This is a genomic window from Paenarthrobacter sp. OM7, from assembly GCF_029873575.1.
GTDB lineage: Bacteria > Actinomycetota > Actinomycetes > Actinomycetales > Micrococcaceae > Arthrobacter.
Genome location: NZ_CP123579.1, coordinates 1,173,838 through 1,196,400, shown reverse-complemented (window position 1 = coordinate 1,196,400; position 22,563 = coordinate 1,173,838). Strand labels below are relative to the sequence as shown.

General features: G+C 63.2%; 15 protein-coding genes. 2 read left to right on the top strand and 13 right to left on the bottom strand.

Going from position 1 to position 22,563, the window contains the following annotated elements; translation table 11 throughout:
• Nucleotides 1-36: 36 nt before the first annotated feature.
• The 11 genes from QEH68_RS05545 to QEH68_RS05495 form a co-directional block, all read right to left on the bottom strand.
• Nucleotides 37-2,271, bottom strand: a complete 2,235-nt coding sequence (locus tag QEH68_RS05545; RefSeq protein WP_280627168.1) for an AAA family ATPase — start codon at nucleotides 2,269-2,271, stop codon at nucleotides 37-39.
• Nucleotides 2,272-2,344: 73 nt separating this feature from the next.
• On the bottom strand, nucleotides 2,345-2,947 hold the full coding sequence (locus QEH68_RS05540) for a DUF1349 domain-containing protein (protein ID WP_207596622.1): 603 nt from the start codon (nucleotides 2,945-2,947) through the stop codon (nucleotides 2,345-2,347).
• A gap of 88 nt (nucleotides 2,948-3,035) precedes the next feature.
• On the bottom strand, nucleotides 3,036-4,970 hold the full coding sequence (locus QEH68_RS05535; protein ID WP_280627165.1) for a DUF5107 domain-containing protein: 1,935 nt from the start codon (nucleotides 4,968-4,970) through the stop codon (nucleotides 3,036-3,038).
• A 1-nt stretch (nucleotide 4,971) separates the two neighbouring features.
• Nucleotides 4,972-8,079, bottom strand: a complete 3,108-nt coding sequence (locus QEH68_RS05530; protein WP_280627163.1) for a glycoside hydrolase domain-containing protein — start codon at nucleotides 8,077-8,079, stop codon at nucleotides 4,972-4,974.
• 102 nt (nucleotides 8,080-8,181) lie between these two features.
• On the bottom strand, nucleotides 8,182-8,946 hold the full coding sequence (locus QEH68_RS05525) for a copper homeostasis protein CutC (RefSeq protein ID WP_280627161.1): 765 nt from the start codon (nucleotides 8,944-8,946) through the stop codon (nucleotides 8,182-8,184).
• Nucleotides 8,947-8,955: 9 nt separating this feature from the next.
• The gene (locus tag QEH68_RS05520; RefSeq protein ID WP_207597491.1) at nucleotides 8,956-9,372 is read right to left on the bottom strand and encodes a thioesterase family protein; all 417 of its coding nucleotides are present in this window, start codon (nucleotides 9,370-9,372) and stop codon (nucleotides 8,956-8,958) included.
• Nucleotides 9,373-9,446: 74 nt separating this feature from the next.
• Nucleotides 9,447-11,525, bottom strand: coding sequence for an ABC transporter ATP-binding protein (locus tag QEH68_RS05515; RefSeq protein ID WP_280627159.1), 2,079 nt, complete (start codon nucleotides 11,523-11,525; stop codon nucleotides 9,447-9,449).
• Nucleotides 11,522-13,255 (bottom strand): ABC transporter ATP-binding protein, encoded by a 1,734-nt coding sequence (locus QEH68_RS05510; RefSeq protein ID WP_207596619.1) that lies wholly within the window; start codon nucleotides 13,253-13,255, stop codon nucleotides 11,522-11,524. Before QEH68_RS05510 ends, QEH68_RS05515 begins: the two co-directional genes overlap by 4 nt.
• Nucleotides 13,256-13,511: 256 nt before the next feature.
• Nucleotides 13,512-15,623, bottom strand: a complete 2,112-nt coding sequence (locus tag QEH68_RS05505; protein ID WP_280627158.1) for an MFS transporter — start codon at nucleotides 15,621-15,623, stop codon at nucleotides 13,512-13,514.
• Nucleotides 15,624-15,631: 8 nt separating this feature from the next.
• Nucleotides 15,632-16,114, bottom strand: coding sequence for a MarR family transcriptional regulator (locus QEH68_RS05500; RefSeq protein ID WP_207596617.1), 483 nt, complete (start codon nucleotides 16,112-16,114; stop codon nucleotides 15,632-15,634).
• A gap of 83 nt (nucleotides 16,115-16,197) precedes the next feature.
• Nucleotides 16,198-17,097 carry a LysR family transcriptional regulator gene (locus tag QEH68_RS05495; RefSeq protein WP_280627155.1) on the bottom strand — a complete coding sequence of 300 codons (900 nt, stop codon included), beginning with the start codon at nucleotides 17,095-17,097 and terminating at the stop codon, nucleotides 16,198-16,200.
• A gap of 94 nt (nucleotides 17,098-17,191) precedes the next feature.
• On the opposite strand from QEH68_RS05495, the gene QEH68_RS05490 reads away from it, so the two are divergent.
• The gene (locus tag QEH68_RS05490) at nucleotides 17,192-18,220 is read left to right on the top strand and encodes an MBL fold metallo-hydrolase (protein WP_280627153.1); all 1,029 of its coding nucleotides are present in this window, start codon (nucleotides 17,192-17,194) and stop codon (nucleotides 18,218-18,220) included.
• A 34-nt stretch (nucleotides 18,221-18,254) separates the two neighbouring features.
• Complete coding sequence (locus tag QEH68_RS05485) at nucleotides 18,255-19,589, top strand: MFS transporter (RefSeq protein ID WP_280627152.1); 1,335 nt, start codon at nucleotides 18,255-18,257, stop codon at nucleotides 19,587-19,589.
• Between the two features lie 62 nt (nucleotides 19,590-19,651).
• Here QEH68_RS05485 and QEH68_RS05480 read toward each other — a convergent pair whose 3' ends face one another.
• Nucleotides 19,652-21,355 carry a thiamine pyrophosphate-binding protein gene (locus tag QEH68_RS05480; RefSeq protein WP_207596616.1) on the bottom strand — a complete coding sequence of 568 codons (1,704 nt, stop codon included), beginning with the start codon at nucleotides 21,353-21,355 and terminating at the stop codon, nucleotides 19,652-19,654.
• Nucleotides 21,352-22,413, bottom strand: coding sequence for an agmatinase (gene speB / locus QEH68_RS05475; RefSeq protein WP_207596615.1), 1,062 nt, complete (start codon nucleotides 22,411-22,413; stop codon nucleotides 21,352-21,354). Before speB ends, QEH68_RS05480 begins: the two co-directional genes overlap by 4 nt.
• Nucleotides 22,414-22,563: the final 150 nt, after the last annotated feature.

Sequence of the window (22,563 nt, the reverse complement as noted above, 5' to 3'; positions counted from 1 at the left end):
CTGGCGGGCGCCCGGCCCGGCCGCGGCGGGATGGCCTTAGCGGGCTGCAAGACGTCCCAGCAGCTGGTCCAGGCCGAAGCGCTCCTCCAGCTGTGCCCGGTTCAGTTGCCCGTGGTAGTGCTCTTCCAACAGCGGCATGAGCTCGTATTTCCAGATCCGGCGCAGGCCCGTGGGGTTCTGGGCGGCGTTCTTCATGAAATACGACGGCCCGATCATCAGGTCCCGGTCCCAGTCGTCAATCGCGTCGTTGAGCGCATCCAGCAGGTCCGCGTTGAGCGTGTCCAGCCCCCGCGCTTCTAGGAACCGGCGCAACGTGCCGCGGATCGGTTCCTCCTTGGGGTGCAGCTCGATGAACGCGAAACGGCGGCGGATGGCCGCATCCATCATGGCGATGGAACGGTCAGCGGTGTTCATGGTGCCGATGATGTAGAGGTTGTCAGGCAAGCTGAACGGCTCATTGGGGCTGTATTGCAGGTAAATGCGGTCGTCCCGGTACTCAAGCAGGAAGTACAGCTCACCGAAAACCTTGGCCAGGTTGGCGCGGTTCATTTCGTCGATGATGAGGAAGTACGGCTTATGCGCGTTTTCCGGTTTGGCGGCTTCCTCCGCGAGCCGGCGCAAGGGTCCCGCCACGAGCTTGAAGGAGACCTGGCCGTCGTCGGTCTTGTCCGGGCGGTAGCCCTCGAAGAAGTCCTCGTAGGCATACGACGGGTGGAACTGGACCAGCTTCACCCGTTCATCGGTGTGATCGCCCGCGAGCTCGGCGGCAAGGTGTTTGGCGAGGTACGTCTTACCGGTTCCCGGAGGACCATAGAGAACCAACTGCCGGTTCTCCTCCAGCAGCTCCGCGATCTCCTTGAGGGGTTCGAGGTCCATGTGCAGGGACGCTGCGAACTCTTCGGTCAGGGGCCGGAAACCTTGTTGGACAACCTCGACGACGGCGGTGGGCGGGGCCTCGTCCTCGCCGTCGGTTTCGGCTTCTACCGGGAGCAGTTCCTGCAGGGCCTGGATGACCCTGGTGACATCCACCAGGATCCCGGGCGTGGACAGTTGACGCTGGGCATGCCGCGGAAGTTCGGGGATGGCGTAACTGTCATCGAACCAGCGGACCTTGCGGCGGATGCGGCGGTTGTCCTCGTGGTGTTCGGGCTCGCCCAGGACAACGCCAACCCGGACCCTGCCCGCATGCTGGTAGAGCGTGAGATCACCCGGTTTCATCACCGTCAGGAAGGCAAAGACGGCGGTCTTGGTATCCTCGCGTTCCACATAGCCAAGGTGTTTGTAGTCCTCGTCCACGGCGTGCTGGACCACGCCTGCAGTAACGCCTGCCGTCAGGGTCCGCAGGTGTTCCACATCCAAGGTGGCCTTCTCTTCGGCTACCCAGGCAGCCAAGAGGTCCGCATTATCGTGATGGGTGCGCAGGAGCCAGGAGCGACGACCTGGATCTCCCACTTTGCGCCATTGGCTCACCAGTTGGCGGGCGTACCAGTCGATGCGCTGCCCGGCTTGTTCGTCCAGGTGCAGGCGGATGCGGTGGATATCCGCAGTGATGTCCTCGTCCGAGTCACCCTTGGCTCCGCCCACGAGCGAAGCAAAGGCGTCCCGGATCTCCTGGCGCTCTACATCGGCCACCACGGGCTCAAAATAACTGGGCCACACCAGGTACTCGATGCTGCGGCGCAGGGCAGGTTGGTCTTCGGGTGTTGCGGCTGCGAGTTCGTGGAACTTCAGCGGGTCCTCAAGAGCCTGATTGATGGTGGCTGTGCTCTGGCGGTCCACGTGGGCCACAAAGCGGCACAGCCACTTCAAGTGATCCCAGATGGTCCAGTTGAACTCCGCCGTACGGTCACGGATGACTCCATGGTCCGTCATGCCCTCGTAGAGTTCTTCAGGCAGCTCAATGGCCGGCTCAACCCAGGACGCGGCCTCGGCAACACGGGCACGCTTCACCCTGAGGGACTTGACCTCGTGCGCGAGCGGCAGCGACTGCAGGAACAGCAATTCCACAGCCAGCAACTTGGCCTCACGCGACGCGCCTTCCAGGTTCTGCCGAAGATTGGTCATCATGGGAGCTTTGGAATCTTCCACCCCACGCTCAAGCCGTTCCAGCAGCTCACCGGCGGCATCCGCTGTCCACGTCAGTGTCCGGCCGTCCAGCGCCGAAGGTCTCCCCTGCAGCGCCGGACCGAGCACATACCAGGCCGCGTCCTCGATCTCCTTGGAGACTCCGGGGGCGCGGTCAATGGCAGGTTTCACGGATGGAATCACCATGCCAACTTACCTTGTTTGGTTTACCCAAGCATCTGGATATCCACAGGCAGCCGCTCCACCCGTTTGACCCGGGCTAACTTCCGTCGCGCAAATCTGCCGGAGGTTCTTCCGTCCATTCGATGGCGTCAAAACGCGCCTCGCAGCTCTCTCCCATGGGCGCCTGCGACATGAACCCGACGTGCACGGGTTTGTCCGAATCCAACCTGAACAGGCGGACAAAAGACCATTCCCTGCCATCGGCTGATGAGTGGAACGCCCACGCTGGACCAACCCTGCTGACCCGCAAATAGATCCAAGGCGCCGTAACCAGCGGGCCGTTGGAATCGTCGGAATATCCGTTGGTGACCACGCTGACCACCATGGCTTCCCCTTGCGGCGAGTACTCGAAGCAGAGCTTGGCCCAATGATCGCTGTCCGCCCACAACGTCAACACGCCGGCGTCGAACGTTGTCCTGGGCGAGGCCACCAGAACCCGGGCCGAGAGCGAGAAAGCCGCCGGCGCCCTGAAGCCCAGCGCCGTGGCCGCATGCTGCGGCTCCCCGCCCAGGGAATCGTTGGTCCAATCGACGCCGGGAGCTGCCGTGAGCGTCAGCGTCCCCTCCGCCTCGTCGTAGCTCACGTGTCCAGGCGAAGACGTCCACTCCATCTGCGGCAGTCCTGGTATTTCGGGGATCAATCCGTGCTCCGTTCGTCGTCGCTGATTCGTCCAGAACACGCTTTCATTCATTGACCCGGATGTGCGGGAGGCCACACCGGGGCAGGGGTCAGTGCATCCCGAATTGGTAAGGAGCCGGAACAGGCTCGTCCTGGCAGACTTCTTCCCACAGGGCCGCGATGGCGTCTTCACCTTCACGTAGGTCCGGAATCTCCACGCCCTCACGCAGGATCGCGGCCGCCTCCCCCGAATTTCCGGTTCGTGCAAGCGCCAAGGCCCTCAGGAACCGCAAACGTCCGACGCCGGTCCCCTCCTTGGGCGCCGATGCACTCAGTTCCAGCGCCATGGACGGGTCACCGTGCCGGATGCTGAGAGTGACGGCTTCGGTCAGCAAGGCTGCGTTTGAAGGGTCGCTGTCCACGCCGTTCCTGAGCTCGGCGAGCCCTTCCGTGTCCTGGCCGCCGGCGAGCAGCGCCAATCCCAGCCCACGATGTGCGAGCGCCTTTGTCCCCGGCGTGGCGTCCGTGGCCAGCACCTCGCTGTAGGCAGCCGTCGCACCCTCCAGGTCCTGCCGGGCGTGCCTCATGGTGGCCAGATGCAGTTTCGCGCCAGGGCTGTCCTGCCGTGCCAGCAACTCCTCCCAGTCCGCCCCGGCGACGAAGCTGGGCGCGCCGTCGAACGCTTTTCCTTGCAGTAGCCCAAGCCAGGGCTCCTGCTCCCCTGTGACGCTCTCATCCACGAAAGGGGTTCCGGTCTCATCGATCCACGCCCTGCCTGTTTTCAGGCGGCGCGCACGCTCTGCCACGCCCCAGCCGCTGCCGTGCAGCAGCATTGTCGACGGTGGGACGTTGGCGTCGGCAATGGCTGCGGGAAGCATCGCTTCGAGTACGTCGTGCGGCAGAAGCTGCTCCAAACGTTCGCCGGCGTGTGCCACCGCGGCGTCCCAGTCGGTGCCATGCGACGCGTCCGGATCCAGATGCCCGTTCCCGTACGCCTCTACCCACGCCCACTCCGCGCCGGCTGGCATCACCAGGTGTTCAAACTGCGTCTGGGCCAACCCAGCCTGGATCTCGGCATAAGGCCCGGCACCGGGGCTCAACCACTCCTGCCACCGTTTCCCACCTTGGCCCTGGCCCCACACGAAGAGCTTCTTTCCCCTCAGGAGGTCCGTTGACAGCATCGCCAGCCCATCGCCGTCGTCGTCTGCGGCCACAACCCAACGCCGCTCGGAGGGGTCGATGTCGAAGAAAAAGTCAGCCGCGTGCGGGCTGTTGACCAGCCACGTGCCGTCATAGCCTTCGTGGCTGGTGGGCCGGACGCGGGTGATGTCCGTGGTGTAGTCGCTGCCGTAGGCTTCGCCCGCCGGCGCGATCACGCGGGTGCCGGCCGTTTCCGGGATGGCGGCGTTGCTCCACCAATACATGGGAACGTCATGGTCGTTGGGGTTCCGCAGCCGGACGGCGGCGAACAAAACGGCTGAGTCTTCCGGCAACCAGATGTCCACTTGGAACACCACTTCCCGCAGCCGTTCGAACTCCCACATCCGCAGGATGTGCTTCCCGCCCGGGGTGTGCACGATCGCGGTGTGCAGCGGATCGCAACTTGTGGGCGAATGGCCGCGGGTACCGATGTTCCATTCCAGCCCGCCCGCGAACCACGCCTTGCGCAGCGCGATGTTGGCCAGCTGCGGGGCGTCGTGGGTGTGGAGGAGCTGTTTGCCCGTCGCTTTGTCCAGCAGCTCCCAGATGCGCCCGCCCAGGGACGGGAGGACTGTCACCTTGAGCTTGCTGTTTTCAAGCACGACGGCGGGGACCTCCCGGGGTGCCGCGTCGCGGCTGTACCCGTCCTGCATGAGATACGGGTAGACGTTGGGCACCACACCATAGCGGGCCGACGCCTGGAGTTCCTCCGGGACGCCTTCGCCCACGGTGTAGGGCTGGTCAAGCTCGGCGGCTACCACGGGCAACGGGTTGAGCGGACCGAGCTCGGCCATGGTCAGGGTAATGGTGGTGACGGTGAGGTTCGAGCTGGTGGTGGTGGCCACGTCAGTATCCGATCGTGAGGAGGAGGCCGCGCTGCGGATCAAGGGTGATGGAATCGCCGGGCGCATAGCTCGCGGCGGGTTGGAAACCGGGGATCGCCGGGGCGATGATGCGGCTGGTGGCGGCAGCGACGTCGTCGAACAGCAACCTCACGTGTTCAGTGTGCCTGGCCCAGGAAGCCAGCGCCACCACCATTCCGCGTTCCGTGAGCCAGGTGGTGGCCCGGATGTCCGGATGGCTGGACCGCACGGGAGATTGCGGGTCCCAGAACCCCTGCATGTGGGCGTGCTCCAGCCCGGTTTCGGACCAGAATTCCCAGAGCGGCCGGTTGTCGACGGCGGGTGCCCGGCCGGTCATGCCGAACACCATTCCCCGCCACGGATTGCCGCCGCCCTCCAGCATCTCGCCCATGAGCCCGAACGGAATGCCGGACAGTTCCACCAGCCAATATTCGGGATCGGTGGTGTCGTAGTCGAAATACTCCCCCAGCCAGAGCCTGTCCACATAGGGCAACTGCTCCATGTACAGATTGGCAGAGGACGCGTACCCGTCGTGGGCAGTGAACTGGTTGGCCGAGTGAAGGTCTATCTCCGGACCGTCCACGCCCCTGGCTTGGCAGGCCCTCTCCAGGACCTTGCGGACACGAAGCATCGCGTGGCGGTCATAGGCAATGTCGTCAAGATAGATGCCGTCGATCCCATCCTCGCCGCTGGCCAGCTCCTGCACACTGCGAACGTAGAAGTTCTCCCACCGGGACTCCCCCGTGGTCACGACAGCAATGTCCTCCACGTTAGGAGCGAACCAGGCGGACACGTAGCCGTCCCCGGCGTGCTCCTGGAGCCAGATGTGTCCCTTGCCCGGGCCGTCGCTGAAGATCTCGTGGTCCAGTTGCAGCAGCGGGAGCAGCTCGGGGCTGTGGAACGTGAGCTCGCGGACCGTGTTGTACACCTTGGCTTTCAGTCCGTTCCGGTGGCATTCGGCGATGTACATCCGCAACGAGCCGCCGGTCAGCAGGGGGTCGTTGATATAGGGAGCCGGTGCCGTGGCGTGGTGGACATTGACCACCGTGGCTCCGGCCGCTGCGATGTCCGCCGGGTCCGCAGGTTGGTGGAAGTAGCGCTTGGCCAAGTGGTGGCCGGGTTGGAGTGGTTTGAACGGCGTCAGGAGCAGACGGAAGTTGAAGTCCAGTGGCTCGTTCGCCGCGAGCGTCCGGGCGCCGCTGGAGGCGTTCAGTGTCACGCAGCCCCCGCCGGTCCGGAGGGTAACCCCGCCGCGGACTGTGCTTTCGCCGCCTGCCTCCTGCCGATTGGCCCAGGACACCGGTTCCACCAACGGCTTTTCCCGGTAGAAATTGGTGTTCAGAGGCCGCTCGTAGCTCCCATCCCGAAGGGCCACCTGTATCCCCACGTTCACGTTCCCGAGCCATAGCGCATCCTGGTTCTTCGTCGCCACGTCCCACGTCCAGTCCAAGGACTCCGGACGCCGCCCGCCGGGAAGTCCCAGGCCCATCGCGAGCGGAACCGCAGCCTCTTGAAACTCAAGCTGCAGGCCGACGTCGTTTACGTCCGTGGTTCCCCCGGGACTGAGCCGCAGCGAGTACGAAACCGCTCCTTCGGCGTCGAGCACACCGTTCAGCTCCAGAGCCAGCACGGCCTTGGCCTCCTTCAGCCCCGTCCACGTGGATCGCCACGAGATCCGGGCTGGCCCCTCCTCCCTGAAGGCTATTGGTGCATAGCTCCATTCGATGCCGTCGACGTCCAGGCGTATCGGGCCACTGAAGAGCTCGACGTCGGGACCGTCCGTTGCGGTCACGGCGGCGGTGAAGGTCGACGTCACCTGCGCAGGGAGTCCCGACTCCGCCAACCGCAGGGACCTGCCCAGAATCCCCAACGTCCTGCTGGATCGGTCCAGCGTGATGGCCGTGAAAGGCCTGACGAGCTCCGCATCCTGGGCCACCCGCGAATCCAGCCACGCCAAGCGGCGCAGCAAACGGGGATCGCCGAAGCCGCCGGCGGCAACCGCCGGGTCCGCACCGCTGTCGGCGGCCACGTCCAGCCTGACCTCAACCTCTTGGGCCGCTTGGCCGGCGGCAGTGACCCTCAGCAACGCTTCCAGAGTGGTTCCGGCTCTTTCCTGGGGGACAGGCAGAATCACATACAGCGCCTGCACCTGCCCGGCCGGAACAGCCAGGCTGGTGTGCCACGGCTTCCCAAGACGGTCTACGCCATCGGTGTTGAGGCAATGACCGCCGGCCGACGAGGTGACGTCGACCCTCACGCCGTGCAGATCCTCCAGCGCGTAGAGGCCTACCTGGACCACGTAGTCCTCCCCCGGTTCTGCACTCGCGTGGAAGCTCCGCTGCGGTCCATTGATGACCCAATGCGCCGGCAGATCCCCTTGCATGGAGACCGGATTCAGCCGGTCCTCGGGGAAAAGCAGGAAAGCCTCGCCCGGATGTCTGGTGTTGAGTACTTCCACCTCGTCCGCCCGGGCCGTGAAGTTCATCGGAGCGAAGGAGTCGCGTCCGCTGGCGGCTTCATAGCGGAGGACGGTTGCCTGGGGTAGTTCGTTGTCCGGATGTTCGGCGTCAGCCGCCTGCCACCACGGTGAAGGCACGACGCCGGCGGCCCACCCAGGCTCTGCCGATGGACGATGCGGGAGGTACTCAGCTTGGGGGTAGTGGGGCTTCCCCAGCATGGCGTAAGGCAAGTAATAGAAGAAATAAATCCCGTGGCCGTCGATCGCTTCGAAAACGATGCTTCCGGACTCACGGGTGGCCACTTCCACGATCACGTTCCGGACCCTGGAACCGGTCCTTTCCGAGACGACGATGACGTCCACCGACGCCGGGTCCTTGTCCTGTCGACGCCATGGGAGGACCACCCTGTGGGCCTGACCCGCGCCGTGGGGGGCTTCCACAACTTCCACGACGAATCGGTGGTTTCCATAGAGCAGCTTGTCCCATGCCCCCAGGCCACATTCCACCTCCGGGTGGCCTGTTGTCCTGTTGCTTGGGGTGATGATGGGTGGGGACGTGACGGCCGGTGAAACCGGCGTGGGCAGCGGCATCGCTGGGACTCCTGAAGGGTAGCGTCCGGGGCTTTTCACCACGTTGGTGAATCCTTACATCATCCCGGCCTTCAGAGGGCTCGTAAAGGGTTATTGCGATGCGTACTTACTGGGATTTCTGCCCCAAGACGGTGGACGTCCGGGTTATCCTGCGGCGGCCAGATCCAGCGCGTTCACCATCGCCTTTGCTGCCCGAACCACTTCGCGGTCGGTGACGGTGTAGGCAGTGGGGTCTGTCCCATCCTGGGCGCCAAGGGAGATGGCACCATCCCCGAGGGTGGATACCGTCTTCTTGGCGGACAAGTGAACGGCGGACAGGCCCGCGGCGTGCATGGCAGGGATGTCTTCAAGGGTCAATCCTCCACCAGCCATGATTTCCACAGCACCCCCGGACCGTTCTGCCATTGCAGCCAAGGTCTTCAGACCCGCACCAGCGGTGGCTTCGTGTCCGGACGTCAGGACCCTGGTGAAGCCCAGCTCAACAAGCTGCTCCAGCACGGCCAACGGTTCCTTGGATTGATCGATGGCCCGGTGAAAGGTCAGCTGGGCTCCGGGGTTGGCCGCCCTGGCGGCCTCCACCAGGCGCTGGATCGTGTGAACGTCCAAATCTCCGGACGGAGTCAGCGCCCCCACCACCACCCCATGGGCACCCTGCGCCAGAAGGTGGCGGATCTCATGGACCATCGTGTCCACGTCCGAGGCTGAGTACCGGAAGTCGCCGGGCCTGGAGCGAATCAACGGATGGATCTCCAGACGGCCGTCAACGTGCTCCATGCTGGCTTCCATGAGCCCCTGGCTGGGCGTGATGCCACCCAGTTCCAGGCTGCTGCAGAGCTCCACCCGGTGGGCTCCCTCAGCGGCAGCGGTACCCGCACCGGCTGCACTGACCACGGCAATTTCAAGTTTCATGCTGAAACTCTACGCGCGGTACCGCTCCAACTTTTCCTTCTGCCCGGGAGTGAGCCTGAGGACCCGGCCGGTGTCCTCGGCAACGAACGCCAAGTGCGTGGTGGCCTTGACGCAATCCTCCCGCGTAACAGGGTCCTTGATGACGTAGTGAAGATCGAAGCTTGCGCCTTTGACGGCACCAACCCAGATCTCCACGACAGCCGGAATGTTGCGGTACTCCAAGGTCCGGACATACCGGACCTTGTGCTCGACCACGAGTGTCATGATGCCTTCTTCAACGTCGTTGAACAGGGCAGCCGGAGGCTCTACGCCGGGAAGTCCCGCGCCGCGGGGAGGCCCGAAGGCTGCGATGCGGGCCTCCTCCAACATGCGAACGATCTGCACATTGTTGATGTGTCCATAAGCGTCCATGTCACCCCAGCGCATGGGTACAAGGACCTCAATGCGCTGGGGTGCAAGGGAATCCCGTGCAGGTTGCCCGGTCTTCAATGAATCGGTACTCAGCTGTGCACCGCCGTCGAATCATTCACAGCGGTCTCTTCCTCGCCGGCGAACTGCGACATGTACAACCGGTAGTACGCGCCTTGGAGGGCGAGCAGTTGGGTGTGGTTGCCCTGCTCCACGATCTTGCCGTTCTCCATGACCAAAATGGTGTCAGCGTCCCGGATGGTGGAGAGGCGGTGGGCGATCACGAAGCTCGTCCGGTCCGTGCGGAGGGCAGCCATGGCCTTCTGCAGCAGCAGTTCGGTGCGGGTATCCACGGAGCTGGTGGCTTCGTCAAGGATCAGCAACGAGGGATCGGAGACGAAGGCCCGGGCGATCGTGATCAGCTGCTTCTCACCAGCGCTGACGTTGTTTCCTTCTTCGTCAATGATCGTCTGGTAGCCGTCAGGAAGTGCACGGACGAAGCGGTCCACGTAGGTGGCCTTGGCCGCCTCCATGATCTGCTCCTCTGTAGCGTCCAGGTTGCCGTACTTGATGTTGTCGTAGATGGTCCCGCCGAAGAGCCAGGCATCCTGCAACACCATGCCCACCTTGGATCGGAGCTCGGAACGGGTGAGGTCCTTGATGTCCACGCCATCCAAGGTGATCCGGCCGGCGTTGAGCTCGTAGAAGCGCATCACGAGGTTCACCAAGGTGGTCTTGCCGGCACCCGTGGGTCCTACGATCGCCACCGTGTGGCCAGGTTCAGCCGCGAAGGACAGGTCCTCAATGAGCGGCTTGTCCTCCACGTAGCTGAACGAGACGTGCTCGAACTCAACGTGACCATCGGTCTTGGAAGGCAGGTGACGTGTGCCGTTTTCTTCGACTTCTTCATCAGCATCAAGGAACTCGAAGACGCGCTCGGCAGAGGCCACGCCGGACTGGAGCATGTTCGCCATACCGGCGATCTGGCCCAGGGGCTGGGTGAACTCACGCGAGTACTGGATGAATGCCGTGGCGTCGCCTAGGCTCATGGAGCCCGACGCAACCCGGAGGCCACCCACCACGGCGATGCCGACGTAGGACAGGTAGGACACGAAGTTCATGGCGGGGAAGATGACGCCGGACACGAACTGCGCACCGAAGGAGGCCTTGTAGAGTTCCTCGTTCTTGTCGTCGAAACGCTCCAGCATGTCGGCATCGCGCCCGAAGACCTTCACGAGGTCGTGGCCGGAGAACGATTCTTCGATCTGGCCGTTCAATGCGCCGGTGTTCTTCCACTGTGCCGCGAAGAGTTTCTGGCTGCGGGCACCAATAACACCTGCCACGATGCCGGACAACGGCAGGGCGATCAAAGCAATCAGCGCCAACTCCCAGGACACGATGAACATCATGACCGTGATGCCAAGGACCGTGAGCACCGAGCTGACCAACTGGGAGAACGCCTGCTGGAGGCCTTGCTGGACGTTGTCGACGTCGTTGGTGACGCGGGACAGGATGTCACCGCGCTGGCGGGTGTCGAAGTAGTTCAACGGAAGCCGGTTGAGCTTGGCCTGGACGTCGTTGCGGAGCTTCTTGATGACCCGCATGACGATCCTGTTGAGCAACCACCCCTGGGCCCACAGGAAGATGTTGGCTACAAAGTACATGAGGAGCACGATCGAAATCAGGAACGTCAGCTTGGGGAAGTCGATCCCGTTGGTGAGCTCCATCTTGGAGACCATGTCCGCAAAGTTGCCCTCGCCCTGCTGGCGCATAAGTTCCACGAACTGCTCTTTGGAGACGCCCTCAGGGATCTGCTTGCCCATGACGCCCCCGAAAATGACGTCCATGGCATTGCCCAGGACCTTGGGGGCGATCACGTTAAGGACCACCGAGACGATGACGAGCCCGATCACGATGTACACGCCAACGGCCTCGGGCTTGAGCAAGCCCATGAGTCGCTTGGCGGACGGCCAGAAGTCCTTGGCCTTCTTTGCCGGGACATCGCCGAACATGCCGCCATCGGCTTCTGAAGGGACGTATTCCTCTTCGACGAAGTCGTCGTCGTCAAGTGCTTCGGTTGCTGCTTCAGCCTCGGCTGTAGCCTTGGCATCCTTTGCGGCCTGTGCTTTGGCAGCCCAGCCGCGCTTCTTCTGCTGGTCCTGCTCGCTCATGCCACTTCCTCCACGCTCAGCTGGGATTCAACGATTTCCTGGTACGTGGGTGACGTCTCAAGCAGTTCGTCGTGCGTTCCGCGGTCAACGATCCTGCCGTTATCCAGCACAAGGATCTCGTCCGCGTCCGCGATGGTGGAGACACGTTGGGCCACAATAATGACCGTCGCATCCCGGGTTTTGGCCTTCAGGGCCTTTCGGAGCCGGGCGTCCGTAGCGACGTCCAAGGCAGAGAATGAGTCATCGAACAGGTAGACGTTGGGTTTCGTCACCAAGGCACGGGCAATCGAGAGTCTCTGGCGTTGTCCACCGGAGACGTTGGTTCCGCCCTGGGCGATGCGCCTGTTCAGGCCCGAAGACTTTTCCTCCACGAAGCCCTTGGCTTGGGCGGTTTCCAAGGCATCCCAGAGTTCCTCGTCAGTGGCGTCCGGTTTGCCAAAGCGCAGGTTGTGCTCGATGGTTCCGGAGAACAGATACGGCTTCTGCGGAACGGCCGATACCCGGCTGGTGATCTCTGAGGCATCCATGTTGGTGACGGGGACGCCGTCGAGCAGTACTTCGCCGGAGGCGACATCGTAAAGTCGCGGCAGCAGCGAAACCAGGGTGGTCTTGCCGGCACCCGTGGAACCAATGATGGCCAGGGTCTTGCCCGGCTCAGCAGTGAAGGAAATGTTGCTCAGCACCGGAGCCTCGGCACCGGGGTACTTGAAGGTGACGTCCCGGAATTCGACGCGTCCCTTCTTCTCTGCGGGAACCACCGGCGAACTGGGGTTGTGGATGGACGGCTCGACATCGAGAACCTCGCCGATGCGGTCTGCACAAACCGACGCGCGGGGGATCATCATGGCCATGAACGTGCCCATCATGACGGCCATCAGGATCTGCAGCAGGTACTGGAGGAATGCCGTGAGCGCACCCACCTGCATCTCGCCGGAGTCCACGCGCTGGCCGCCGAACCAGAGAACGGCAGCAGTGGAGAGGTGGAGGATCATGCCGATGGCCGGGAACATCAGCACAAACAGGTTGCCGATTTTCACGGATACAGCTGTGAGGTCGTCATTGGCATCGCCGAAGCGCTTGGCCTCGTGGGGTTCACGCACAAAAGCGCGAACCACCCGGATACCGATGATCTGCTCCCGCAGCACGCCGTTGATGGCATCGATCTTGGTCTGCATGGAGCGGAAAAGCGGCATGAGCCGGACCACAAGGTAGCCCACAACCGCTACCAGGACGGGAACGGAAACCCACACGAGCCAGGAGAGGTTGAGGTCCTCGCGGAGCGCCATAATGATGCCGCCAACGCACATAATAGGCGTGGACACCATGAAGTTCAGGCCCATGAGCACCAACATCTGAACCTGCTGGACATCATTGGTTCCACGCGTAATCAGTGTGGGAGCACCAAACTTGTTGACATCCTGGGCGGAGAAACTACTCACCTGACGGAAGACGCTGCGGCGCAAATCCCGACCGATCGCCATGGCAACGCGGGAGCCGAAGTACACGGCGACGATGGCAGTGAGCACCTGCCCAAGGGCGACGGCGAGCATGAGCGCACCCGTCTGCCAGATGAAATCGGTGTCGCCTCGGGACACTCCCTCATCAATGATTCTGGCGTTGAGGCTGGGGAGATAGAGCGTGGCGATGGTGGACGCCAGCTGAAAGATCAGCACGGCCACAATCTGCGGCAAATACGGCTTGGAATAGCGCCGTATAAGGGTGACAAGCATGCCCACGGGTCCTTAGAAAAAGTGCGCGAATGAGATAAGAGAAGTGTTGCAGCAAGGGCTGACAGTATTAGCCTCCCTACTCTACGAAATCCGTTGCCCGGGCGAAACAACCTACGGAAAAGATCATCCCAGCGGAGTATTTGCCGTGTCGCAGGAGACCGGACGGCAGCCGGCACCAGAGGCCCGGAGACAGCAAAAAAGCGCCGGCTGGAATCCCAGCCGGCGCTTCCGTCCGCCTCTCTTCAGCCCGGCGGTGTCAGCCTGCGTGCTTGCCGTGGTCCGGACGCGCTTCCACGCCTTGGAGAAGCAGTAACGCCATCCGTTCCTGCTGCCGGCGTTCCCGCTTCAGTTCCTTTCGGATTGCTGCGAGTTCCTCGGCGGTGCTGGCCTGCTGTTCAGCGATGGCCTGCTGCTCCCGCAACCTCGCCTGCAGTTCTACGTTGGCACGGCTCAGCTGCAACTGCTGTTCGGCCAGGACGTACTGGGTGCGTGACAGTTGCTCCTGCACTTCCCTCACGTCATTTCCCGCATGCGGGCGTTCCTGCGTAAGGATCCTGGCGAACTCAAGATCCAGGTCGGAGCCGGAGTCCGGACTGGAGGTAGTGCGTTCGGTGTGCGGAACCTGACGTTCGCCCACCGGAACCTGACGCCCGGCACCCAGGGTGCCGGCGCCGTCGTCGTCAGCGTTCAGACCGTCAGCCTTCAGATCCTCCGCCTTCAGCGCGTCCATCGACGCCGTGTCCAGGGACATCCCGGCGTCCGAGGAGGCCGTCGCAACAAGTTCCTTCTCCGGAGCTGCATCCACGGTTCGGCGCAGCGGCCGTTCCTTGATGAAGAGCACTGCCAGGAGTGCCACGACGCTGATGATCGCGGAGATCAGGAAGATCTGGGCAGTCGCGTCGCCATAGGCAGCCCTCATGATGTCGGCGACGGGGGCGGGCATATCGGCCAGGTCCATGCTGGCACCGGAGGCACCGCCCTGGACAGGAATACCCGCAGCCGCCATGCCTTCAACGGCCAGGTCTTTCACATGGGTGGACATGATGGCACCCAGGACGGAGACACCGATCGCGCCACCGACCGAGCGGAAGAACGCCACCGAAGCACTGGCCGTTCCGATGTCCTTGGCCTGGACCGTGTTCTGCACGGCCAGCACCAGGTTCTGCATCAGCATGCCAAGGCCCAGGCCAAAGACGCCCGTGTAGATCGCCACGATCCACAGTTCCGTGGTGTGGTCCATGGTTCCAGCAAACGCCAGCCCGCCGATCAGCAGGACGGAGCCGGCGATCAGGAACCTCTTCCACTTACCGAAGCGGCTGATCAGGATGCCGGATGCGACCGAACCAATCAGGTTGCCGGCGATCATCGGAAGCGTCAGCAGGCCCGCCTCTGTGGGCGTAGCACCGCGGGCAACCTGGAAGTACTGGCCCAGAAAGGTAGAGGAACCGAACATGGCGATGCCGACGGCAACCGAGGCAACAATGGCCAATGCCGTGGTGCGCTCGGAGATGATCTTCAGCGGAATGATCGGCTGTGCAACCTTGGTTTCCACGAACACCAGGACGGCCAACAGGGCAACGCCGCCACCCACCATGAGGGCCGACTGCCAGGAGAACCAGTCGTAGTAGTCCGGGTTGCCTGCGAAGGAAACCCAGATCAGGAGCAGGCTCACGCCGGAGGTCAGCAGGATGGAACCGAGCCAGTCGATCTTGGCGGGGCGTTTGATGTGCTGGATCTTCAGGGTCACCTGGAGCAGGATGAGTGCGACGACGGCCAGCGGTACGCAGACGAAGAACGTCCAGCGCCAGCCGAGCGGGCTGTCAACGATGAATCCACCCAGCAGCGGGCCACCCGCGGTGCCTACAGCCATGACGGCGCCCATGTAACCGGAGTACTTGCCACGATCGCGCGGCGGGATCATCGAACCGATAATGGCTTGCGCCAAGGCGGTGAGGCCACCCATCGCCACACCTTGGATGACGCGGGCGGTCAGCAGCAGCGGGATGGTTTCGGACAGGCCCGCCATCACCGAGCCGGCCACGAAGATGATGATGCTCAGCTGGACCAACAGCTTCTTGTCGAAGAGGTCAGCGAGTTTGCCCCAGATGGGCGTGGTGGCCGCGTTCGCAAGCAGCGCGGCGGTAATGACCCAGGCGAAGTCGGTCTGCGTGCCCTTGAGCTCGGACATGATGGTGGGCAGGGCGTTGGCAACAATGGTGCTGCTGAGGATCGCCGTGAAGAAGGCTGCAAGGAGCCCGGTGAGGGCTTCCATGATCTGCCGGTGGGTCATGGGCGCGGCGGCCTTGCTGGCCGCGGGGCTCACTGGGGCGTCCACCGCCTTGGTGTTCTGAACTGCTGGTGTGGCCATGGTGGCTCCTAAGCTGTCTGGTGTGTTGTGATGGAGCCGGCCGCCGTTGCCCGGATTGAGTCCTTGAGGGACACAGTGAGTTTGTTGATGACCTGGGAGGCCTCGAGGGCGTCTGCCTCGCTCCAATCCGCCAGGTAATCCCGCAGTCTCACGCTGCGTTGTTCTTCGAATTCGCGCAGCTTGGCCGCGCCACTTTCTGTCAGGGCGAGGAGTTGGGCCCTGCCATCCGCAGGATCCGGTCGCCGCACCACAAAGCCAAGGTCCTCAAGCTCGGTGACATGCCTGCTCAGGACCGGAGCGCTGACGCCCAGGCGTGTGGCCAGTTGGGTAGCCCGGGCCTCCCCCTCGCCAATGAACCGCATGACCCCTTGGAGCGCCATTCCGACGTCTGGAACGCGGGCCATGTGGGCGGTCACCACGCAACGTAGGGTGCGCTGGAGGTCGAAAATTTGATGAACAAGATCTGTTGCCGTGGCCGAACCGACGGACATGGAAAACACCCCTCTTTTTGTTTGCCTAAAGCAACTATAACTCAGATTGATTGCTTTGGGAAACTAAAGATGAGCAAGACGGCTTAGCCGGCCAGGTGGATCGCCGCCTCAATGACCTCATCCACCCTGCGTGGCCGCTTGATTCCCGGGGGCACAGCCGCCACAAGCCAACTCTCAGGGAGATCATCCTCAATAGGCACCAGGGCAACTTTGGCGTCCGCGTAAACAGGCGCGACCCCCGGCCACGCGTGAGTCACGGAGATGGCCCTTCCACTGGCCACCACGCCGCGGATGGTCTGCGCCACCAGGCTTTTCCAGCGGACCCTCGGCTCAATGCCCGCCGAGAGGAACATGGCCGTGACCCGCTCGGCACTGGGCGGCACGTTGAAGAGGATGACATCCTCGCTGGCAAGGTCGGCGAAACTTAGCGATGCCCTTCCTGCCAACGGGTGGCTTGCAGCCAGCATGAACTGCGGACGCGATTCCACTACCTTGACCACATCCACGCCCGGCACCACCTGAAGGGAGTAAACAAAGGCAAGGTCCAACTCGCCCTCCCCCACCGCCTTCTGCAGGTCTTCGGCAGCGCCCTCCACGAAGTCGAGTTCCACCTCAGGCCACTTCTCGGCGAAATAGCCAATGAGTTCCGGGATCACCCGGGGCGAGATTGCCACCATGCAGCCAATGGACACCCGGCCGCGCATCTCTTCATGGGACCGCATCAGCGCCCCGGCCTGCAGATCCGCCGTTTCCCCGAGGATTCGCCGGGCACGGACGCCCAGCTCAAGTCCCGCCGGCGTAGGCTCCACCCTCTTCGCGCGGGTCCGGATGAGCAGGTCCAGGCCGAGGCTTTTCTCCAACTGGGCGATCGCCATTGAGGCGGCGGCCTGGGAAACATTGCTTTCACTCGCAGCCCTGGTGAGCGAGCCGTGATCGAGCACCGCCACAAAATACTCGAGTTGGCGCAGGGTGAACTCTGCCATCAGTTCTCCTTATGAACTTCTTTGAATTGATTGATTATACAAGCGCAGTGAGCCGGGCCACACTGGAGGAAAGCCATCGTCGAAGGAGACACTCGTGACACTGACGTCATCCCTGAAGCCCCATATCGTCACCCTGGGAACTGCTGGCGGGCCCAGATGGTGGGCGGCAGCGGATTCCGGTGAGCGCACCGGAATAGCCACCGCAGTGGTGGTCGGAGAGGCCTTCTACCTGGTGGACTTCGGCCAAGGCGCCGGACGCAGGCTAAGCCAGTCCGGCCTGGAGCTCAAAGATTTGAGGGCGCTCTTCATCACCCACCTCCACTCGGACCACGTCTATGATCTGGCCGGCCTCGGCATCTTTGGCCTGTACGCCCTCGCAGACCGCGCCCACAACCCGGTGAGAATCATTGGACCCGGAAATCGTGGTGAGCTGCCCCCGGTGTCGCCACGCGCCGTCGTCGATCTTCTTCCTTTGGCGCCGGAGAACCCAACGCCGGGCACCCGGCAGATGTTCGAGCAATTGATGGCCGCTCACGCCACGGACCTCAATGACCGCATCCTGGACAGCCTGCGGCCCAGCCCCCTGGACATCTTCAAAGCCGAAGACATCCGGATACCTGCACAAACCGGCTACCACCCCAACAACAACCCGACGCCGGACATGGAACCGTTCGAGATTTACCGCGACGAGTTGGTAACAGTGACCGCCATCCTGGTGGAACATCCTCCAGTGGCGCCGGCCTTCGCCTTCCGCTTCGATACTGCAGAAGGTTCCGTGACCATCTCCGGTGACACTGCCTATACGGAAAACATGATCACCCTGGCCCACGGCACGGACCTGCTGCTGCACGAGGCCATCGACTTCGACTGGGTGGAATCGCTGTACGCCGATAAGACCGACGACGGCAGCCGTGCCGCCCGCGACCACCACTACAAGTCCCACACCAGTGTCCGCGAGGCAGCCAAGCTGGCAGATGCCGCCGGCGCCAAGCACCTTGCCCTGCATCACTTGGTACCCGGGCACGCCTCCACGTCCGTGTGGCTCGAAGCCGCAGAGCACTTCACCGGAAGATTCACCGTTCCCAACGATCTCGACGTCATTCCGTTCGCGCGCCAGCGCTGATGCGCGAACCCCATCCCCGGAACTGAGGAACCACATGAGCTCAGCACCATCCCAGGACACCCTCCCTGAAGCACCCGGCGGTGTGCCTGAAAACTCCATGAAGTCCAAGGACATGCGCCGCATCCTGGCGTCCAGCTTCATCGGCAGTGCAATCGAGTACTACGACTTCATGCTCTACGCGACTGCCGCCAGCCTCGTTTTCAACAAGGTCTTTTTCGCAAATCTTGGCCCCGGCTTTGCCCTCTTCGCATCCTTCGTCACCCTCGCCGTCGGGTACGTAGCCCGCCCCCTTGGTGGCCTGATCTTCGGACACTTCGGGGACAGGCTGGGCCGCAAGAAGATGCTGGTCCTCTCCATGCTCATCATGGGCTTCGGCACCACCATGATCGGTTTGCTGCCCACCACAGCCCAGATCGGGATTGCGGCACCCCTTGCGCTTGTGGTCCTCCGGCTGGTCCAAGGCGTGGCGGTGGGCGGCGAATGGGGTGGCGCTGCGCTGATGGCCATCGAACACGCACCCAAGAAACACCGCGGCTACGCTGCGGCTTTCGCCAACGCCGGCGGACCCGCAGGAGCCATCCTTGGCACCCTCGCACTGTCCCTGTTCGCAGCATTGTCCGGCGACGATTTCCTGACTTGGGGTTGGCGGGTACCGTTCCTGCTCAGTGCCGCGCTGATCGCGGTGGGCATGGTCATCCGCCTCAAAGTGTCCGAAACACCTGCTTTCCAGAAACTTGAAGCAGAGGGAGCCAAGCGGCGGGTGCCTCTGCTGGATGTGCTCAAAAACAACCGCCGCGCCGTGGTGCTCGGTTTGCTCGCCACCACTGCCTTCTACGTTTGCCAATCGATGACCACGGTATGGGGCGTATCGGTAGCCGTGGAGAACGGTGCCGACAAGAACGGTGTGCTGAACATCAAAGCGTTCGCAGCGTTGCTTACCTTGATTATCTGCTTCTACTCGGCGCGACTCAGCGACAGGATTGGCCGGCGTCGGGTCCTCATCGGCGCATCCCTCTTGGGTGCCGTTCTTGCTTACCCCATCCTGCTGCTCATCGACAACGGCGAACTGTGGGCATTTGCCCTGGCGATCGTGCTGGGAAACGGCTTGGTGCAAGGCTTCCTCTACGGTCCTATCGCCGCCTACGTGGCCGAACAATTTCCCACCCGCAACCGCTACACAGGCGCTTCGCTGGCGTATCAAGGTGCCTCGATGGTGGGTGCCGGCTTCACACCCATGATCGTCGCAGGCCTGAGCCTCGCGGCCGGCGGTGGACTGTGGCTCATCGCGATTTTCTGGATCGCCACGATGCTCGCTGCAGTAGTTGCAGTGAAACTGACTCCCGAGGGCACCCATCGCGAACTCGACTAAGTGTCCTTAAACAGCCAGCCCCCGCACGGATCACCGTGCGGGGGCTGGCTGCTTTGGGATGTTTAGTCGTCCAAATGCGTGGGGCCGAACATCTTCAGCAATGTTTCAACCACGACGACGTTGGGTCCGTCCGCTTCGAAGGAGGCCTTGAGCGCGTCCCCCACTTCTTCCGGTGCTACCCGGCGTGCCGGGACACCGAAGGACTCGGCAAGCTTCACGAAGTCCGGGCGCGCGAGCTCGGTGGCCGTGGCCTGACCGAAAGCGCCCACCATGTACTCACGGAGGATGCCGTAACCGCCGTCGTCCACGATCAACCAGGTGACCGGGACGTTGTGCTGCTTGGCCGTGGCGAGCTCGGAGATGGAATACATGGACGAGCCGTCACCGGATACAGCGAGCACACGACTCGGTTTGCCCGTGGTCTCCAACCCGACGGCACCACCGATGGCAGCCGGGAAACCGTAGCCGAGGCCACCGGCGCCTTGGGCGGAGTGGAACTGGCCCTGCCGGGCGTCCCAGCAGCTCCAGCCCCAATAAGCGGAAATGGTCATGTCCCAGAACGTCTGCATGTCGGCCGGGACGGCCTCGCGGATGTCCGACATGAACTTCAGTTCCTTGGCAAGGTCCTGGGATTCCAGGCGGGCCTTGACTTTGGCCAGGGAATCCTTGACTACGTCTTCCGGGCTGGTGCCGTGCCAGGATCGCGTCACCTTGTCCGCGGCCCCTGCCGCCGCGAGGGCTTCGTCCAGTGCTGCGAGGGCCTGGCCGGCGTCGGCACGGATGCCCAGGCCCGGCCTGTTGGATTCGAGGACACGGGGTTCGGCGTCGATCTGGATGATGCGGCCGCGGGGTTCGAACGTGAAGTAGTTGGATGTCACTTCGCCCAGCGACGAGCCGATCACAATGAGGACGTCGGCGTCTTCCAGGACGTCGGTCATGTACCGGTCCTCGATCCATGACTGCAGGGACAGCTCATGGGTCCACGGGAACGCACCGTTGCCGCCCGGAGTGCAGATGACCGGAGCACGGAGCTGTTCGGCGATGGAGAGCAGCGACTTCTCAGCACGGCCACGGCGTGTACCGCCGCCTGCGATGATCGCCGGACGTTCCGCCGTCGAAAGCCACTTCACGGCCTCGCGGATCAGCTCGACGCGGGGCGGGTTGTCGAATGCCTCGGCGAGGGCGTCCTCGACCGGGGGCACCATGATCGGGTCCAGCAGGACATTCTGCGGGATTTCGATCCAGACCGGACCCTGCGGCGAGGAAATCGCTTCAGTCCAGGCGTCCTGGATGGCCGACGGGATACCGGAGGCGTGCTGGATCAGTCGCTGGCTCTTGGTGACATTCGCGGCCGAAGCCTTCTGGTCATCAAGCTGGTGCAGCATGCCCTTGCGGCGTGCGCCCAGGCCGTCGAGCGGGATCTGGCTGGCGACAACCACCATGGGAACGCCCGTGGCGTAGGCCTCCTGCAAACCTGCCAGGGACGTCAACGCGCCCGGACCGGTGGACAGGAACAGCACACCTACCTCGCCGGTGGCGCGGGAGTAGCCGTCGGCAGCGAACGCCGAGTTGTTCTCGACGCGGGAGGAGACGAAGTGGAGGTTGCCGCGGCCCATGGCGTCAAAAAGACCCAGTGCGTGCTGGCCTGGAATACCGAAAACGGTTTTCGCACCCAGCGCTTCAAGGGTCTCGACGACGAGGTCCCCGCCATTGCGCTGGTTGGTCCCCTTGGTGGGCGCTGCCGTGCCGGGATCAAAATCAATCATCGCTGGTCTCCCGTTGCCTTGGCGAGCTCTGCGATGCGGGCGCCCAGTGCCTGCTGTGCATAACCGTTCGGGGCACCTTGGCGGTCACCTTCGACGGCGTTGTCGGCCATGAGGGTCACGAGCTCGTAGGCTACGTGGCTGCCTGCCACACCGGTAATTTCTGCGTGGTCATACGCCGGGGCGACTTCCACGATGTCCGCACCGACGAGGTTCATGCCGCGGAAGCCACGGATGATTTCGAGGAGTTCGCGGCTGGTGATGCCACCGGCCTCGGGGGTGCCGGTACCCGGGGCGTGGGCCGGGTCCAGGACGTCGATATCGACGGAGATGTACAGCGGACGGTTGCCGATGCGGTCACGGATCTTGGCCACAGTTTCCAGCACGCCCTGGTAGTAGACGTCTGCGGAGGTGACGATTCCAAAGCCGAAGCGGTGGTCGTCGTCAAGGTCCTTCTTGCCGTACAGCGGGCCGCGGGTACCCACGTGGCTGATGGCTTCGGTGTCCAGGATGCCTTCCTCGACGGCTCGCCGGAAGGGCGTGCCGTGCGTGTACTCGGCGCCGAAGTAGGTGTCCCAGGTGTCCAGGTGTGCGTCGAAGTGAAGCATGGCGATCGGCTCACCGGCGCGCTCCGCGGCTGCGCGGAGGAGGGGCAGGGCAATGGTGTGGTCGCCACCCAGGGTGACCAGCTTGCTGCCGTTGGCCGTGAGGTCCAGGGCGTTCTGCTGGACGGTTTCGATGGCCTCGTTGATGTTGAACGGGTTCACGGCCATGTCGCCGGCGTCGGCAACCTGGATGTTCTCGAACGGGCTCACGTCCCAGGCGGGGTTGTACGGGCGGAGCAGGCGGCTGGCCTCGCGTACGTGGTTGGCGCCGAAGCGCGCGCCGGGGCGGTAAGAGACGCCGGAGTCAAAGGGAACGCCAACTACCGTGACGTCGGCTTTGGAGACCTGATCCAGGCGGGGCAGACGGGCATAGGTGGCGGCACCGGCATAGCGCGGGATGCGGGACGAATCGATGGGACCAAGGTTGCCGTTGGCCTCAATACGGAGCTCTTCCAAAATGCGCCACTCCTTAGTGGATAGCTGGGATAACTGTGACACCCATCATACACTCAAAGTTGCCTAATATGCATCACCTGTTTACAAATTGATTTTGATGGCGCGCTTCATGAGATGCCGGTCACAGTGGGCGTAAAGATTCCATAAAAA

Bases quoted from the DNA above. Each gene is read 5' to 3' on its own strand.
- QEH68_RS05545 (WP_280627168.1), bottom strand. From the start codon at position 2,271: ATGGTGATTCCATCCGTGAAACCTGCCATTGACCGCGCCCCCGGAGTC.
- QEH68_RS05525 (WP_280627161.1), bottom strand. From the start codon at position 8,946: ATGAAACTTGAAATTGCCGTGGTCAGTGCAGCCGGTGCGGGTACCGCT.
- QEH68_RS05520 (WP_207597491.1), bottom strand. From the start codon at position 9,372: ATGCGCTGGGGTGACATGGACGCTTATGGACACATCAACAATGTGCAG.
- QEH68_RS05515 (WP_280627159.1), bottom strand. From the start codon at position 11,525: ATGAGCGAGCAGGACCAGCAGAAGAAGCGCGGCTGGGCTGCCAAAGCA.
- QEH68_RS05510 (WP_207596619.1), bottom strand. From the start codon at position 13,255: ATGCTTGTCACCCTTATACGGCGCTATTCCAAGCCGTATTTGCCGCAG.
- QEH68_RS05505 (WP_280627158.1), bottom strand. From the start codon at position 15,623: ATGGCCACACCAGCAGTTCAGAACACCAAGGCGGTGGACGCCCCAGTG.
- QEH68_RS05500 (WP_207596617.1), bottom strand. From the start codon at position 16,114: ATGTCCGTCGGTTCGGCCACGGCAACAGATCTTGTTCATCAAATTTTC.
- QEH68_RS05495 (WP_280627155.1), bottom strand. From the start codon at position 17,097: ATGGCAGAGTTCACCCTGCGCCAACTCGAGTATTTTGTGGCGGTGCTC.
- QEH68_RS05485 (WP_280627152.1), top strand. From the start codon at position 18,255: ATGAGCTCAGCACCATCCCAGGACACCCTCCCTGAAGCACCCGGCGGT.
- QEH68_RS05480 (WP_207596616.1), bottom strand. From the start codon at position 21,355: ATGATTGATTTTGATCCCGGCACGGCAGCGCCCACCAAGGGGACCAAC.